The organism is Methyloversatilis sp. XJ19-49 (assembly GCF_024580145.1).
Lineage (GTDB): Bacteria > Pseudomonadota > Gammaproteobacteria > Burkholderiales > Rhodocyclaceae > Methyloversatilis.
Map to the genome: position 1 here is coordinate 25573 of NZ_JANINI010000004.1, position 15972 is coordinate 41544.

The 15972-nt window shown below is 65.9% G+C and carries 12 protein-coding genes; 7 read left to right on the plus strand and 5 right to left on the minus strand.

From position 1 onward, the window contains the following. Nucleotides 1-66: 66 nt before the first annotated feature. The 6 genes from meaB to NMQ16_RS06370 all read left to right on the plus strand — a co-directional run bounded on the left by meaB (nt 67) and on the right by NMQ16_RS06370 (nt 9525). Nucleotides 67-1041: a methylmalonyl Co-A mutase-associated GTPase MeaB gene (gene meaB, locus NMQ16_RS06345; protein ID WP_257079677.1), complete on the plus strand. Its 975-nt coding sequence runs from the start codon at nt 67-69 to the stop codon at nt 1039-1041. A 19-nt stretch (nt 1042-1060) separates the two neighbouring features. Beyond that, nucleotides 1061-2593: an acyl-CoA carboxylase subunit beta gene (locus tag NMQ16_RS06350; protein WP_257079678.1), complete on the plus strand. Its 1533-nt coding sequence runs from the start codon at nt 1061-1063 to the stop codon at nt 2591-2593. 564 nt (nt 2594-3157) lie between these two features. After that, nucleotides 3158-5149: an acetyl/propionyl/methylcrotonyl-CoA carboxylase subunit alpha gene (locus NMQ16_RS06355; protein ID WP_257079679.1), complete on the plus strand. Its 1992-nt coding sequence runs from the start codon at nt 3158-3160 to the stop codon at nt 5147-5149. Nucleotides 5150-5327: 178 nt separating this feature from the next. Beyond that, nucleotides 5328-5711, plus strand: coding sequence for a response regulator transcription factor (locus NMQ16_RS06360; protein WP_257079680.1), 384 nt, complete (start codon nt 5328-5330; stop codon nt 5709-5711). Beyond that, nucleotides 5708-8599, plus strand: a complete 2892-nt coding sequence (locus tag NMQ16_RS06365; RefSeq protein WP_257079681.1) for a CHASE domain-containing protein — start codon at nt 5708-5710, stop codon at nt 8597-8599. The genes NMQ16_RS06360 and NMQ16_RS06365 overlap by 4 nt, the downstream gene beginning before the upstream one ends. 44 nt (nt 8600-8643) lie before the next feature. Next, nucleotides 8644-9525 carry a neutral zinc metallopeptidase gene (locus NMQ16_RS06370; protein WP_257079682.1) on the plus strand — a complete coding sequence of 294 codons (882 nt, stop codon included), beginning with the start codon at nt 8644-8646 and terminating at the stop codon, nt 9523-9525. Nucleotides 9526-9628: 103 nt separating this feature from the next. On the opposite strand, the gene NMQ16_RS06375 is transcribed toward NMQ16_RS06370, so the two are convergent. After that, nucleotides 9629-10639: an NAD(P)-dependent alcohol dehydrogenase gene (locus NMQ16_RS06375; protein WP_257079683.1), complete on the minus strand. Its 1011-nt coding sequence runs from the start codon at nt 10637-10639 to the stop codon at nt 9629-9631. Nucleotides 10640-10783: 144 nt separating this feature from the next. Here NMQ16_RS06375 and NMQ16_RS06380 point away from each other — a divergent pair, with 144 nt between their 5' ends. Further along, nucleotides 10784-11980: a TIGR03790 family protein gene (locus tag NMQ16_RS06380; RefSeq protein WP_257079684.1), complete on the plus strand. Its 1197-nt coding sequence runs from the start codon at nt 10784-10786 to the stop codon at nt 11978-11980. Here the strand turns inward: NMQ16_RS06380 and NMQ16_RS06385 are convergent. The 4 genes from NMQ16_RS06385 to waaA form a co-directional block, all read right to left on the minus strand. Continuing rightward, the gene (locus NMQ16_RS06385) at nt 11967-13052 is read right to left on the minus strand and encodes a GDP-L-fucose synthase (protein WP_257079685.1); all 1086 of its coding nucleotides are present in this window, start codon (nt 13050-13052) and stop codon (nt 11967-11969) included. The genes NMQ16_RS06380 and NMQ16_RS06385 overlap by 14 nt on opposite strands. A gap of 25 nt (nt 13053-13077) precedes the next feature. After that, a complete protein-coding gene (locus NMQ16_RS06390) occupies nt 13078-13419 on the minus strand; it encodes a four helix bundle protein (protein ID WP_257079686.1) in 342 nt (113 codons plus the stop codon). Nucleotides 13420-13519: 100 nt separating this feature from the next. Further along, entirely contained in the window at nt 13520-14635 is a 1116-nt protein-coding gene (gmd, locus tag NMQ16_RS06395; RefSeq protein ID WP_257079687.1) for a GDP-mannose 4,6-dehydratase, read from the minus strand. A gap of 31 nt (nt 14636-14666) precedes the next feature. Continuing rightward, a complete protein-coding gene (gene waaA / locus NMQ16_RS06400; RefSeq protein ID WP_257079688.1) occupies nt 14667-15953 on the minus strand; it encodes a lipid IV(A) 3-deoxy-D-manno-octulosonic acid transferase in 1287 nt (428 codons plus the stop codon). Between the last annotated feature and the right edge of the window lie 19 nt (nt 15954-15972).

Genomic DNA, 15972 nt, shown 5'->3' on the forward strand with positions numbered 1-15972 from the left:
AAGCCACAGCCAAAGCCACAGCCAAAGCCACAGCCAGGCGCGCGCAGCCATGATGACGGTCGCACCATGACCCCGCCCTCCGACGCGTCCCTGATCGACGGCGTGCTGGCCGACAATCGTCGGGCGCTGGCCAAGACCATCACGCTGATCGAATCGACGCGCGAGGACCATCAGCAGCGCGCCGGTGAAGTGCTGCGCGCGCTGCTGCCGCACACGGGCCGGTCGATCCGGGTCGGCATTTCCGGCGTGCCGGGCGTCGGCAAGTCGACCTTCATCGAAGCGCTCGGGCTGGCGCTGATCGGCAAGGGCCACAAGGTGGCAGTGCTGGCGATCGATCCGTCGTCGTCGCTGACCGGCGGTTCCATCCTCGGCGACAAGACGCGCATGGAACATCTTTCACTGCGCAGTGAGGCCTACATCCGGCCGTCGCCGTCGTCCGGCAGTCTGGGTGGCGTGGCGGCGCGCACGCGCGAGGCGATGCTGGTGTGCGAGGCGGCCGGCTTCGACATCGTCATCGTGGAAACGGTGGGCGTCGGCCAGTCGGAAACCGCGGTCGCCGGCATGACCGACGTGTTCGTGCTGCTGCAGCTGCCGAATGCCGGAGACGATCTGCAGGCGATCAAGAAGGGCATCGTCGAACTGGCGGACATCGTCGTCTACAACAAGTGCGACATCGATGAAATGGCGGCGGAACGCGCCATGCAGCAGATGCGTGGCGCGCTGCATCTGCTGCGTGCGGCGTCCGCGGGCTGGACGGTGCCGGTGCTGAAGGTGTCGGCGCTGCAGCAGGCCGGGCTTGAGGAGTTCTGGGCCGACATCCTGCGCTATCGCGACGCCATGCAGGCCAGCGGCGCGTGGACGGCCCGGCGCAGCCGGCAGGCGCTGGACTGGATGTGGACCCTCGTCGATCAGGGTCTGCGCAGCCGTTTCGAACACCACGCGGCGGTACGCGCCGCGTTGCCGGACATCCGCGCCGCAGTGGCGGCGGGTACCCTGCCTGCATCGGCGGCTGCACTGCGCCTGCTGCAGGCCATGGACTGATTTCAGGGAGAGAACGACGATGCAGGACATCATCCTCAAGCTCGACGAAAAGCGCGAGCAGGCCAGACTGGGCGGCGGACAGCGCCGGATCGACGCGCAGCACAAGCGCGGCAAGCTGACCGCACGCGAGCGGCTGGAACTGCTGCTCGACGAAGGCAGCTTCGAAGAGTGGGACATGTTCAAGGAACATCGCTGCACCGACTTCGGCATGGCCGACGAATCGGTGCCGGGCGATGGTGTGGTGACCGGCTACGGCACCATCAATGGCCGCCTCGTGTTCGTGTTTTCGCAGGACTTCACGGTGTTCGGCGGTTCGCTGTCCGAGTCGCACGCCGAGAAGATCTGCAAGGTGATGGATCAGGCAATGAAGGTCGGCGCGCCGGTCATCGGGCTGAACGACTCCGGCGGCGCGCGCATCCAGGAAGGCGTGGCGTCGCTCGGCGGCTATGCCGAAGTGTTCCAGCGCAACGTGATGGCGTCCGGCGTGATTCCGCAGATTTCGCTGATCATGGGGCCGTGCGCCGGCGGCGCCGTGTATTCGCCGGCGATGACCGACTTCATATTCATGGTGCGTGACTCGTCCTACATGTTCGTCACCGGTCCGGAGGTCGTGAAGACCGTGACGCACGAAGAAGTGACGGCAGAGGACCTTGGCGGCGCGACGACGCACACCACCAAGTCCGGCGTGGCCGATCTGGCGTTCGAGAACGACGTCGATGCGCTGATGTATACGCGCCGGCTGTTCAACTATCTGCCGCTGTCGAACCGCGAAAAGGCGCCGGTGCGTCCGAGCAGCGATCCGGCCGACCGGCCCGACGCCAGCCTGAACACGCTGGTGCCGGCGAATGCGAACCAGCCGTACGACATGAAGGAGCTGATCCTGAAGATGGTCGACGACGGCGACTTCTTCGAAATCCAGCCCGACAACGCGAAGAACATCATCGTCGGCTTCGCCCGCATGGAAGGCAGCACGGTGGGCATCGTCGCCAACCAGCCGCTGGTGCTGGCCGGATGCCTCGACATCAAGAGCTCGATCAAGGCGGCGCGCTTCGTGCGCTTCTGCGACGCCTTCAGCATTCCGGTCATCACGCTGGTGGACGTACCCGGCTTCATGCCCGGCACCTCGCAGGAGTACGGCGGCATCATCAAGCACGGTGCCAAGCTGCTGTACGCCTACGCCGAGGCGACCGTGCCCAAGGTGACCCTGATCACCCGCAAGGCCTACGGCGGCGCCTACGACGTGATGAGCTCGAAGCACCTGCGCGGCGACGTGAACTTCGCATGGCCGAGTGCGGAAATCGCGGTGATGGGACCGAAGGGCGCGGTGGAAATCATCTTCCGCGAAGAGAAGAACGACCCGGAGCGCATCACGGCGCGCGAAGCGGAGTATCGCGAGAAGTTCGCCAACCCCTTCATCGCCGGCAAGCGCGGCTTCATCGACGACGTGATCATGCCGAGCGAAACGCGCAAGCGCATCTGCCGCTCGCTGGCCATGCTGCGCGACAAGCAGCTGGAAAACCCGTGGCGCAAGCACGGCAACATTCCGCTGTGATCGATGCCGTGTGGGCGCGGAAGTCCTGTGGGAGCGGCGATCCACTGCCGGCCCTGCATGGCCGGCCGGCTATGCGGGCGGCGAGCAGTGCTCGCCGAAACCCCCGCTCCGCCCTCGCCGCGATTGGCACCGGCCCTGTGGGAGCGGCGGCCTCGCCGCGATACGCACGCTGCACAACGATGGTCGCGGCACTGATCGCGGCGGGGCCGCCGCTCCCACAAGACCGTTCGCTCCCAAGGGGCCGCTGCTTACGCAGGACGCTGCGCCGACGCCACGGCGGATTACCCGTTGCCCGACTTTGTGCCGACTTCCATTTGTGGAGCACTGATATGTTCAACAAGATACTGATCGCAAACCGCGGCGACTCGCAGCGCGGTCGCGCTGCGATCCCCACTACTCGCAGCATGCGCGCAGCGTGTGCACGCGGTCCTGCGCGGGGACAAGCTGTGTTTGAGAAAGCTCTGATCGCAAACCGCGGCGACTCGCAGCGCGGTCGCGCTGCGATCCCCACCACTCGCAGCACACGCACAGCGTGTGCACGCGATCTCGCCGCGGAGACAAGCCGTGTTTAAGAAAATACTGATCGCAAACCGCGGCGAGATCGCGTGCCGCGTCATCCGCACGGCCCGCCGCATGGGCATCGCCACGGTGGCGGTGTATTCCGAAGCCGACCGCAGCGCGCTGCATGTAGAGCTTGCTGACGAAGCCGTGTGCATCGGCCCGGCCGCGGCGCGCGAGTCCTATCTGGTGATCGACAAGATCATCGCCGCCTGCAAGGCGACGGGTGCCGAGGCGGTGCATCCGGGCTACGGCTTCCTGTCGGAGAACGAAGCGTTCTGTGCCGCGCTGGAGCGCGAGGGCATCGTGTTCATCGGGCCGAAGGCGCATGCCATCGGCGCCATGGGCGACAAGATCGCGTCGAAGAAGCTGGCCAAGGAAGCCGGCGTGACGACGATTCCGGGCTGGAACGATCCGATCGAAAGCCCGGAGCGCGCGGTCGAGATCGCACGCGGCATCGGCTATCCGGTCATGATCAAGGCCAGTGCCGGCGGCGGCGGCAAGGGTTTGCGGGTGGCGTTTAACGATGCCGAGGCGCATGAAGGTTTTGCCTCCTGCGTCAATGAGGCGAAGAACGCCTTCAACGACGATCGCGTGTTCATCGAGAAATTCGTCGAGGAGCCGCGCCACATCGAAATCCAGGTGCTGGGCGACAGCCACGGCAACGTGGTGTATCTGAACGAGCGCGAGTGCTCGATCCAGCGGCGGCACCAGAAGGTGATCGAAGAGGCACCGTCACCGTTCATCGATCCGGACACCCGGCGCGCGATGGGCGAGCAGGCGGTGCGGCTGGCCAAGGCGGTGCAGTACCAGTCGGCCGGCACGGTCGAGTTCGTCGTCGGCCGCGACAAGTCCTTCTACTTTCTCGAAATGAACACCCGGCTGCAGGTCGAGCACCCGGTGACCGAACTGATCACCGGGCTGGACCTGGTCGAACAGATGATCCGCGTGGCGGCCGGCGAAAAGCTCGCCTTCACGCAGGCCGACGTGAAGCTGGAAGGCTGGGCGATGGAAGCGCGCATCTGCGCCGAAGATCCGGCGCGCGGTTTCCTGCCGTCGGTCGGCCGCCTGATCCGCTACCGTCCGCCGGTCGCCAGCGACCGTGTGCGCGTCGATACCGGCGTGTTCGAAGGCGGCGAAGTGTCGATGCACTACGATTCCATGATCGCCAAGCAGATCTGCTACGGCGCCACCCGCGCCGAGGCGATCGCGCAGTTGCGCGACGCGCTCGACGCCTTCTGCATCCGCGGCCCGAACCACAACATCGCCTTCGTGTCTGCGGTGCTCGGACATCCGCGCTTTGCTGCCGGCAACTTCACGACCGCCTTCATCGCCGAAGAGTATCCGCAGGGTTACGACCCGGCGACCGCGGCTTACGAGGACGAGGCCCTGCTGGTGGCCGTGGCGGCCACGGTGCACCAGCGTTACATCGAACGCGCATCGCGCATCGTGGGTCAGCTGCCGGGACACGAGTTCCGCATCAGCCCCGATGCGGTGGTGCGCCTGCGCGATGTCGAGCACCGGGTACATATCGAGAACGACGGCGACCACCACGCGGTGCTGATCGACGGCGTTCGCCACCGCATGGTGAGCGACTGGCGTGTGTCCGATCCGGTGTATCGCGGCGAGATCGACGGCCGCCCGTTCACGCTGCAGGTCGAACGCATCGGCCTGCGCTACCGGCTGCAGCACCGCGGTGCGCGTGTCGATGCCGAAGTGATGAGCCCGCGCGCGGCCGAGCTGCTCAAGCGCATGCCGGTCAAGTCGGCCCCCGACCTGTCGCGCTTCCTGCTGTCGCCGATGCCCGGCCTGCTGCGTGAGGTCGCGGTGAAGCCCGGTCAGGCGGTGAAGGCCGGCGAGCGGCTGGCGGTGATCGAGGCGATGAAGATGGAGAACATCCTGCGCGCCGAGCGCGACGGCGTGATCGGCAAGGTGTCCGCACAGCAGGGCGAAAGCCTGGCGGTGGACCAGATCATCCTGGAGTTCGCTGCCGGTTGAGCCATGGCGGCGGCAGTGCCGCCGCCATGGCTCAAGTCCGACGCTGCGGGTGTCGTTAAGCTTTGCTGCTTTCCATTTCTGGCGTAACGACATCCCGGACCCATGAACTTCCGACACTTCAGCCCCGCCCTGCCGCGGGTGGCAAATGGCCGTTCGCGCTGCGGCGGAGCGCGCTGACATGCGCGCCCGGATCATGCTGGTGGAAGACCAGCCCGAAATTCGCCAGTTGATACGCATGACCCTCGAGTTCGGTGACTTCGAGCTGGCCGAGGCGCCGGATGCGGATGCCGGCTGGACGCTGATGCAGCAACGTCCGCCCGACCTGATCCTGCTCGACGTGATGATGCCGGGCTCGATGGACGGTCTCGAGTTGTGCCGCAGACTGCGTCAGCACGCGGCGCTTCAGGCGATTCCGGTCATCCTGCTGACCGCACGCAGCCAGCCGCGCGACATCGAGATCGGCTTCGAAGCCGGTGCCAACGCCTATCTGACCAAGCCCTTCAGTCCGATGGAACTGCTGGACCGCATTGCCGGCCTTCTGAATCCGCCTGCACCCGGATGAACCTGCGCGACGGGGTGTGGGCCGAGACGACCGGCGCATCCGACGGCGACGCGCCGCCCTTCGCGCGTGCGATGCGCGATCCGTCCATGATCGCCTGGCCGGCGCTGGCACTCGGCATGCTGTTCACGCTGGTCATCACCTTCCTGCTGTGGGACAGGCTGGCCCAGGCCACGGCGCAGCGCTTCGACAGCGAGGTCGACAAGGTCGTCGCCCAGATCAGCCGCCGCATGGAGGCGCACGAGAACATCCTGCGCGCTGCGGCCGGCCTGATGCAGGCGAGCGACGAGGTGTCGCGCGCCGACTGGTACAGCTACGTGAGCGAACTGGGGCTGGAGCGCAACTTTCCTGGCGTACTCGGGGTGGGGCTGTCGCTGCGCATACCCGCGGCACAGCTCGCTGCGCATGAAGAAGGGGTCCGGCGCCATGACATGCCGACGTATGCGGTCTGGCCGAAGGATGTGCGCGACGAATACCACAGCATCGTGTTTCTCGAACCGTTGAACGAACGCAACGTCAGGGCCATCGGCTACGACATGTATTCCGAGCCGGTGAGGGCGGCAGCGATGCGGCGCGCGCGCGACACCGGCAATGTGGCGTTGTCCGCGCGGGTCACGCTGGTGCAGGAGGGCAAGGGACCGGTGCAGCCGGGCTTCCTGCTGTACTACCCGCTGTACGTGCGCGATGAGCCGGCCACCACCCTGGCCGAACGTCACCGTGCACTCGTTGGCTACACCTACAGCCCTTTCCGTGCACACGATCTTTTTGGCGACATCCTGCTCGGTTTCGCCGACAAGGTGGTCGTGACGATCCACGACGGCCGTGGCCTGTCGCCCACGACACTCCTGTACAGCAGCGCCGACGGCAAGCCGGTTTCGTCGCTCGAAGCAGTGCGCGAGATCGACCTGGCGGGACATGCCTGGACGGTGCGCCTGCGCGCGCCTGCAGCCTTCAGCGCCGATCACCTCGTGCTCTGGCTGGTACCGTTGATGGGTGCTGGCCTGAGCGCGCTGCTTTTTTACCTGCTGCGCCTGCTTGCGGCGACGGCGCGCGCCAATCGCAGCGCGCACGCCATGACGCAGGCGCTGACCATCAGCGAATCGCGCCTGGTCACCTTGCTCGATACCGCCGCCGACGGCATCGTCACCACCGACGAATCCGGCATGGTGCTGACGGTCAATCGTTCCGCTGCCGAAATGTTCGAGATCGGCATTGATGCGGCGATCGGCCTGCCGCTGGCGCGCCTGCTGCCGATGTTCGATGCCGCATGGTTTGCCGGCCAGGCGGACACGCAACCCATCGGGCTGCGCTGGCGCTTCCGGCAGGATGTGCAGGGCGTGCGCCGCTCGCGTCGTTTTCCGGTCACCGTATCGGCCAGCCGCTTCAACCTGCATGGGCGACCGGTCTATTCGCTGCTGATGCGTGACATTTCCGAACAGGTGGAAGCGCAGACGCGCATGCGACTGCATGATCGCGCGCTCGAATCGTCGAGCGAGGCGGTGATCATCCGCGACGTTCAGCGTGGCGGATACCCCGTGGTGTATGTGAATGCGGCATTCGAACGGCTGACCGCGCGCGCGGCTGACGAAGTGATCGGCCGCACCTTCACCCTGGCGTCGGGGGAGCAGAATCCGGAACACGTGCTCGATGAAATGCGCTGGGCGATCGCACACCAGAAGCCCTTCAGCACCACGCTCGACGTGACGCGTGCAGACGGCCGGTCGATCTGGGTGGCGCTGTCATCGTCGCCGGTGCGCGACAACGAAGGCCGGGTCACGCATTACGTCGACGTGTTCGGCGACGTGACCGAGCGCATCGAGTTCGAACGCAAGCTCATCCGCCGCACCAACCGGCTGCACACGGTGTTCGCGCTGTCGCCGGACGGCTTCGTCACCTTCGACGAGGCTGGCACGCTGACCAATGTGAACCCGGCGTTCCTGCGCATGATCGAACTGACGCAGAGCGATCTGCTCGGCCTCAGCGCCGCCGTATTCGACGGCCGGCTGGCCCGGCTGGCCGACCCGGACAAGCCGTGGCCGGGACTGGTGCTCGATCAGTCGAGCGCCGAACCGCAGCGCCTGTGGCTCCGGCTGCCCGAACCGCGCGTGCTCGAGCGCAGCGCGCGCGTGGCGCCCGAAGGTCGCTCCGAGACGGTGCTGTACTTCCGCGACATCACGCAGCAGTTCGAGGTCGACCGCATGAAGAGCGAGTTCCTCAGCACCGCGGCGCACGAGCTGCGCACGCCGCTGGCGTCGATCCTCGGTTTTGCCGAACTGCTGATCAACCGCGAGTACGACGAGCCGGCGCGCCGGCGCATGCACACCATCATTCACCGCCAGTCGCGCGTGCTGGTCAATCTGATCAACGATCTGCTCGACCTGGCGCGCATCGAGGCACGGACCGGGCAGGATTTCCGCTTCGAAGACCTGTCGGTGAAGGGCATCATCAGCGCCACGCTGGAAACCTTGACCATGCCGGACGACAGCCATACCGTGCGGCTGGACATGCCGCCGGCGGTGCCGCGCATCCGGGTCGATCACGCGAAGATGGTGCGCGCGCTCGGCAACGTCATCACCAACGCCTTCAAGTATTCGCCGGGCGGAGGCGAGGTGGTGGTGACGGTATGCGAAGGCCTGCGCAATTCGCGGCTGATGGCCGGCATGCGCGTGATCGACCGCGGCATCGGCATGACGCCGGATCAGCAGGCGCGCATTTTCGAGCGCTTCTACCGCGCCGACCCGTCGGGCAATATTCCGGGCACCGGTCTGGGCATGTCGCTGGTGAAGGAAATCATGGATCTGCATGGCGGCGAGATCGAAATCGACAGCGCGCCGGGCGTCGGCACGACCGTGACGCTGTGGCTGCCGGTGATGGACACGGCGACCACCTGAGCCTCGAAGTTCTGCCATGATCCGCGCATTCATCGGAGATCGACATGCGACTGGGCGACGGGCGGGAAAGCGACAACATCGAGGACCGCCGGGGTGCGCGCAGCGGCGGCATGCTGCGCGGCGGCGGGCGCAAGATCGGTGTCGGCACCATCGTGCTGGCGCTGGTGGCGATGTATTTCGGCGTCGATCCGTCGGTGGTACTCAATATGGGGGCCGGCCTGCCGCAGACTTCGCAGCAGGCGCCGGTGACACCCGGCGTGCAGGCCACCGGTCGGGCGGAAGACGACGCACTGGCGCGTTTCACCGCGCAGGTGCTGGCTGACACGGAAGACACGTGGAACGAACTGTTCCGCGCCGGCGGCAAGCAGTACCGCGAACCGAAACTGGTGCTCTACACCGGCGGCACGCAGACCGCCTGCGGCACCGGGCAGGCCGCGATGGGGCCGTTCTACTGCCCGGGCGACGAGCGCGTCTATCTCGATCTCGACTTCTACCGCGATCTGCAGGCGCGCTTCGCCGCGCCGGGCGATTTTGCGCAGGCCTACGTGATCGCGCACGAGATCGGTCATCACGTGCAGCATCAGCTGGGCATTGCGGAGAAGGTGCAGGCTTCGAAGCAGCGCGTCAGTGAGCGCGAAGCCAATCAGCTGCAGGTGCGCATGGAGCTTCAGGCCGACTGCTTCGCCGGCATCTGGGCGCATCACGCCAATCGCTCGCGCGGCATTCTTGAGCAGGGTGACATCGAAGAGGCGCTGCGCGCTGCGTCCGCCATCGGCGATGACACGCTGCAGAAACAGGCGCAGGGCTATGTGGTTCCGGAAAGCTTCACCCACGGCAGCGCCGAACAGCGCATGCGCTGGTTCAAGCGCGGCCTGGACAGCGGCGAAATGAAGGCCTGCGACAGCTTCGGCGCACGCACGCTTTAGGAGATTCAAGATTCAAGATTCAAGATGCAAGACGCAAGACGCAAGACGCAAGGGAGGCACCGCGTGCCGCTTGAATCTTGCATCTTTCTTCTTGCGTCTGCTTTCAGCCGATGCTGACGACGACCTTGCCGACGTGGGCCTGGCTCTGCTGGTGTGCCAGCGCCGCGCGTGCCTCGTCGAAGCCGAAAACGCGGTCGATCACCGGGTGGATCTTGTGCAGCGAAATCACCCGGTTCATCGACTCGAACATTTCACGCGAACCGACGAACACGCCGCGCACCGTCGAGGTGGTGAACAGCAGCGGCAGCGGATTGATCTCGCCGCCGGTCAGCACGCCGATCAGGTGCGCCTGGCCGTTCTGGCCGAGCGAAGCGATCGAGCGCTGCAGCGTGCCCGGGCCGCCGACTTCGACCACGTGGTCGACGCCCACGCCACCGGTGGCCGCGCGCACTTCCTGATCCCAGTCCGGATGGCTGCGGTAGTTGATCAGCGTGGTCGCGCCGAGCGCCTTCGCCTTTTCCAGCTTGGCGTCGCTCGACGACGTGGCGATCACCTCGGCGCCCGCCGCCTTCGCAAGCTGCAGTGCGAACATCGACACACCACCCGTGCCGAGCACCAGCACGCGATCACCGGCGCGCAGCGGCGCCGGACCTTCGAACAGCGCATTCCATGCCGTCAATGCGGCGCACGGCAGGGTGGCCGCTTCCTCGAAGCTCAGGTGGGCTGGCTTGGCCACCAGCGAATCCTGCGGGAACAGGCGGTATTCGGTCAGCACGCCGGGCGCGGTGCCGCCCAGTGTCTTGCCGAAGTACTGCGGCTGCAGCCGACCGGCGATCCAGGTTTCGAAGAATGTGCCGATCACGTGGTCGCCGGCGGCGAAGCGGTCAACGCCAGCACCCACCTCGACCACCTCGCCGGCGCCATCGGACAGCGGCACCAGATCCTTGGAGTCGACGCCGGGATACAGCCCCTGCAGGATGAACAGATCGCGGTAGTTCAGCGACGCTGCGCGCATCTTCACCAGCACCTGGCCGGGACCGGGACGCGGTACAGCGGCTTCGATCATCGTCAGGCTGTCGGCATTGCACTGCTCAAGATAGGCTTGGTAACGCATTCGTGTGAACCTCCGTTTGATATTGTCGTGGGCACATGGCTCGGACTGCTTCGTGATGGTGCCATGCCCGGGTGCGGTCAGGTGTCTCGCATGCAGCTGCCTGTATAGACTGACGGCCTTGCCGTAATGCCATCCGAACGCGACATGCCGAAATTCCCGTCCCGCCTGCGCTGCCTGCTGCCTGCCTTGCTGCTGTTCTGCGTGCGCGCTGCACACGGCCTCGGCCCCGGCGAACTCGCGGTCATTGTCAATGTGTCGGATCCGGCGAGCGTGGAAACCGCCGCCTATTATCGTCAGCAGCGCGACATCCCGGCCGCCAACGTCATCGAGGTGAGCTTTCCGCACGAACGCGGCGCGCTGTCGCGGGAAGAGTTCGAACGGGCATACGCCGAGGTCGGCGCAAAGCTGTCGCCCGGCATCAAGGCCTTCGCGCTGGCCTGGACCCGTCCCTGGCGCGCCGGTTGCATGAGCATCACTTCCGCCTTCGCCTTCGGTTACGACGAAAGCTTCTGTTCATCGACCTGCGGCCCGACGAGGCCGAGCGGCTATTTCAACAACGGCCGCAACGCGCCCGACAACGCCGCGATGCCCCGGCCTGCCATGCTGCTGGCGGGCGAATCGGTCGAGCAGGTGAAGCGTCTGATCGACCGCGGCGTGGCCGCCGACTACAGCTATCCGAAAGGCACGGTGTACCTGGTGCGCACCGAGGACACGGCGCGCAACGTTCGCTCCTTGCTGTTCGACGAAACGATGGCCCAGGTGCGCGGCCTGCAGTTCGCCAGCCCGAGGGCGGCCGAAGCGTTCGGCCAGCAGGACGTGATCGGCTATTTCACCGGCGCGGTGCGCGTGCCGGCGCTGCCGACGCTGGGCTTTCTGCCGGGGGCACCGGCCGACCATCTGACGTCGGTCGGCGGCACACTGCTCGACAACACTGCGCAGATGAGCGCACTCGAATGGCTGACGGCGGGCGCCACCGGCAGCTACGGCACGGTGATCGAGCCGTGCAACCACCTGCAGAAGTTTCCCCATCCGGGCATCCTGATGAGCATGTACGCGGAAGGCGACACGCTGATCGAGGCCTACTGGAAAAGCGTGGCCTGGCCGGGCGAGGGCGTGTTCATCGGCGAGCCGCTGGCGCGCCCTTTCGGTACCCGCACCATGCAGGACGAGGCTGGCTGGTGGGTCGAGTCGCATTCGGCCACCGGCCGGCGGGCAGTGATCGAAGTGGCGCGGAGCGTGGTCGGGCCGTATCGCGCGGTACAGCAGCTGATGCTGCCTGCGGGCTTTGCGCGGCAACGGCTGAAGGTCGACCGCGGTGTCGGCGCCGTCAGGGTGCGCTGAGGCCTGCCTGAAAGTCGCGGATGGCGCGCGCGAGGCCCTCGGCCAGGCTGGTGCTTGCCACCCACCCCATCGAATTGAGCCGCGTCACGTCCATCAGCTTTCTCGGCGTGCCGTCGGGCTTGGTGGTGTCGAACACCAGGTCGCCGTCGAAGCCGGCCACCTTGCCGACGAGTTCCGCGAGTTCCTTGATCGTGACGTCTTCGCCGACACCGACATTCACCAGCGGCGGTTCGAAGCGGCCGGTATTTGACTCGTCGCTACCCAGCAAGCTCGCGTACTTGTCGTCCGGCAGGTTGATCAGGAAGACGCACGCGTCGGCCATGTCTTCGCTGTACATGAATTCGCGCCGCGGCGTGCCGGTGCCCCATAGCGAGATACAAGATTCAAGATTCAAGTTGCAAGTGTTGCGGAGCTGTTCCTTGAGGTCGTCGGGGATGGGGCCATGCGCCGCCTCGTCCTGCTCAATGGCGGCCCAGTTGCGCTGCGAAGCAAGTTTCGCGAGGTGAAACTTGCGAATCATCGCCGGGATGACATGACTGTTCATCAGGCTGTAGTTGTCACCCGGGCCATACAGATTGGTCGGCATCACCGCCAGATACTGCGTGCCGTACTGACGGTTGTAGCTCCAGCACATCTCTATCCCGGCGATCTTGGCCAGTGCATACGGCCGGTTCGTCGGTTCGAGCGGGCCGGTCAGCAGGCAGTCTTCGCGCATCGGCTGCGGCGCCATCTTCGGGTAGATGCAGCTCGAACCAAGGAACATCAGCCGCGTGACGCCGTGCTTCCACGCGCTGTGGATCACGTTGGTCTGGATGACCAGGTTGTCGCGGATGAATTCGGCCGGAAAGCTGTTGTTGGCGACGATGCCGCCGACCTTGGCCGCGGCGAGGAACACGTACTCGGGTTTCTCGGCGGCGAAGAAGGCGTCGGTCGCAGCAGCGTCGGTCAGGTCCAGCTCGGCGTGCGTGCGGGTGACGAGGTTCGTGTAGCCCCTGGCTTCAAGGTTGCGCACGATGGCCGAGCCGACCAGGCCACGGTGGCCGGCGATATAGATGCAAGAGTCAAGATTCAAGATGCAAGGTCCGGAGCGGAGTGGGTCACTTGATTGAACGGATGAGGCCATGCAGCATTTTCGAGATTTCTTCGGCTTCGCCAAGCCAGGCCCGGCCGGTCTCGCGGTCGATGTAGCCGATGTCCATGCCGATGTAGATCTGCGTGCGAAGCTCGCCGGCGGAGCCCTTTGCATAATTGAAGAACTGAGCCGCTTCCTTGCTGGAACCGCGTTCGTGCCCTTCAGCAATGTTCGATGGCACGGAAAGACTGGAGCGGGTGATCTGGTCCCGAAACCCGAAGTCACGAAGATCGAACAGACCTTTGTAGATCGAGGCACTCAACCTCGCAGACCGCTTCCAGACTTCAAGATCCTCGAATCTGCTCATCACCGCGCCCCGAGCGCCCCGACTTCACGTAGCACTATGACCGCAAAACCCGCACGGTCCGCCCTTCCTTGCACCTTGCACCTTGAATCTTGCATCTGCCTTATTCAAAGTGGTCGTAGGCCTTGAAGCCGGCAAGCTTCACCAGCGCATCGCGCTTGGCGCTGGTGTAGTCGGCTTCCACCATTTCCTTGACCAGTTCACGCAGCGTGGTCTTCGGTGTCCAGCCCAGCTTCTCGCGCGCCCGGATCGGGTCGCCGAGCAGGGTTTCGACTTCGGTCGGGCGGTAGTAGCGCGGATCGACCTTCACGATCACGTCGCCCACCTTGGCCTTGGCGCGGTCGCCCGTGATGGCGGCGACGACGCCCACCTCCTGCTCGCCCTCGCCTTCGAAGCGGATCGTGATGCCCAGCTCGGCGGCGGCGAATTCGACGAACTGGCGCACGCTGTACTGCACGCCGGTGGCGATCACGAAGTCTTCCGCCACCTCCTGCTGCAGCATCAGCCACTGCATTTCGATGTAGTCGCGTGCATGGCCCCAGTCGCGCAGCGCGCTCATGTTTCCGAGGTACAGGCAGTCCTGCAGCCCGAGCGCGATGCGCGAGATGGCGCGCGTGATCTTGCGCGTGACGAAGGTTTCGCCGCGCACCGGTGACTCGTGGTTGAACAGGATGCCGTTGCAGGCGTAGATGCCGTACGCCTCGCGGTAATTGATGGTGATCCAGTAGGCGTAGAGCTTGGCGCAGGCGTACGGGCTGCGCGGATAGAAGGGCGTGGTTTCCTTCTGCGGGATTTCCTGCACCAGGCCATAGAGCTCGGAAGTCGAGGCCTGGTAGAAGCGCGTCTTCTTTTCCAGCCCGAGGATGCTGATGGCTTCGAGGATGCGCAGCGCGCCGATGCCGTCGGCGTTGGCCGTGTATTCCGGCTCTTCGAAGCTCACCGCCACGTGCGACTGGGCGGCCAGGTTGTAGATTTCGTCCGGCTGCACCGCCTGGATGATGCGCACCAGCGAGGTCGAATCGGTCAGGTCACCGTAGTGCAGGATGAACTTGCGGTTGTCGACATGCGGGTCTTCGTACAGGTGGTCGATGCGGTCGGTGTTGAAGAGCGAGGAGCGGCGCTTGATGCCGTGGACCACATAGCCCTTCTTCAGAAGGAATTCGGCAAGGTAGGCGCCGTCCTGGCCGGTGACGCCGGTGATGAGTGCGATTTTGGTCATGTACTTGGGGCTGGGTATCAATATGCGTCGATTATCGCCGATGCTCGCGTGCCGTCCGTGCAGGCGGTACCTGAAGCAAGGGCTCGATCACCGCCATGCAGCGCGCGGTGGCGCCGCGATGCTGTTCGGCGTAGCCGAGCCCGGCGGCCGCCATGCGCTGCCGCGCCCCGGAATCCGCGAGCAGCGCAGCGACCGTCGTCGCCATCTCGGCCGGGTCGGTTGCGCGCACTGCAGCCCCCGTGCTCAGTGCGTCATCGGTGGCTTGCGCGAAATTGAACATGTGCGGCCCGACGACGACCGGACAGCCGACCGCGCAGGCTTCGATCAGGTTCTGCCCGCCCAGCGGCAGCCAGCTGCCGCCGATGACCGCCAGGTCCGCGAACGCGTACCAGGCGGTCATTTCACCCATCGAATCACCGAGCCACACGCGGTCGCCGCCGCCGGGCAGCTTGCCCGAACTGCGGCGCAAGGGACGGACGCCATAACCCGCAACGAGCCCGGCCACTTCGTCGAAACGCTGCGGGTGTCGCGGCACCAGGGCAATCAGCACGTCGTCCGGCAGTTGTTCGAGCAGCGGTAGCAGCAGAAGCGCCTCTTCGCCTTCGCGGGTGCTGGCGAGCAGCACGGCGCGCCGCGCGCCGATGTCCTGGCGCCACTGTGCGCCGAGTGCGCACAGCAGCGCCGGCGGTGCAAGATCGAACTTGAGATTGCCGGCCACCGTCACATTGCGTGCGCCGAGCTGCGTCAGGCGCCCGGCATCCGCCGCGGTCTGCGCTGCCACCCCGGACAGCGATTGCAGCATGTCTCGCGCCAGGTACGGTATCCGCGCGTAGCGCCGTGCCGAACGTTCCGACAGGCGGGCGTTCGCAAGCACGACCGGCACGCCGGCGCGCCGGCATTCGGCGATCAGGTTGGGCCACAACTCGGTTTCCATCAGGATGCCGATGGCCGGCCGCCAGGCGCGCAGGAAGGCGCGCTGCGCCCAGGGCAGATCCCAGGGCAGCCAGGCAAGGTCCACCGTGTCGCCGTACAGCGCCTGCGCGGTGGCGCGTCCGGTGGCCGTGGTCTGGGTGAGCAGGATGCGCGCGCCAGGATGGCTCGCACGAAGCTGTCGAAGCAACGGCTCGGCGGCGCGCGTCTCGCCGACGGATACCGCATGCAGCCAGATGGTTTCGTGCGCGCCCGCCGAGCGAAAGTATCCCAGGCGCTGGCAGATGTCCTGCGCGTAGCCCGGTTCGCGCCGCGCGCGCCACAGCAGACGCAGCAGCACGAAGGGCAGCGCAAACAGCCACAGCAGGGAATAGGAGATCCGGATCACGGGCGACTGGCGGGCGGCG

Excerpts from the sequence above, each read along its gene's own strand:
- meaB (WP_257079677.1), top strand. The coding sequence starts at position 67 with ATGACCCCGCCCTCCGACGCGTCCCTGATCGACGGCGTGCTGGCCGAC.
- NMQ16_RS06350 (WP_257079678.1), top strand. The coding sequence starts at position 1,061 with ATGCAGGACATCATCCTCAAGCTCGACGAAAAGCGCGAGCAGGCCAGA.
- NMQ16_RS06360 (WP_257079680.1), top strand. The coding sequence starts at position 5,328 with ATGCGCGCCCGGATCATGCTGGTGGAAGACCAGCCCGAAATTCGCCAG.
- NMQ16_RS06365 (WP_257079681.1), top strand. The coding sequence starts at position 5,708 with ATGAACCTGCGCGACGGGGTGTGGGCCGAGACGACCGGCGCATCCGAC.
- NMQ16_RS06370 (WP_257079682.1), top strand. The coding sequence starts at position 8,644 with ATGCGACTGGGCGACGGGCGGGAAAGCGACAACATCGAGGACCGCCGG.
- NMQ16_RS06375 (WP_257079683.1), bottom strand. The coding sequence starts at position 10,639 with ATGCGTTACCAAGCCTATCTTGAGCAGTGCAATGCCGACAGCCTGACG.
- NMQ16_RS06380 (WP_257079684.1), top strand. The coding sequence starts at position 10,784 with ATGCCGAAATTCCCGTCCCGCCTGCGCTGCCTGCTGCCTGCCTTGCTG.
- NMQ16_RS06390 (WP_257079686.1), bottom strand. The coding sequence starts at position 13,419 with ATGAGCAGATTCGAGGATCTTGAAGTCTGGAAGCGGTCTGCGAGGTTG.
- gmd (WP_257079687.1), bottom strand. The coding sequence starts at position 14,635 with ATGACCAAAATCGCACTCATCACCGGCGTCACCGGCCAGGACGGCGCC.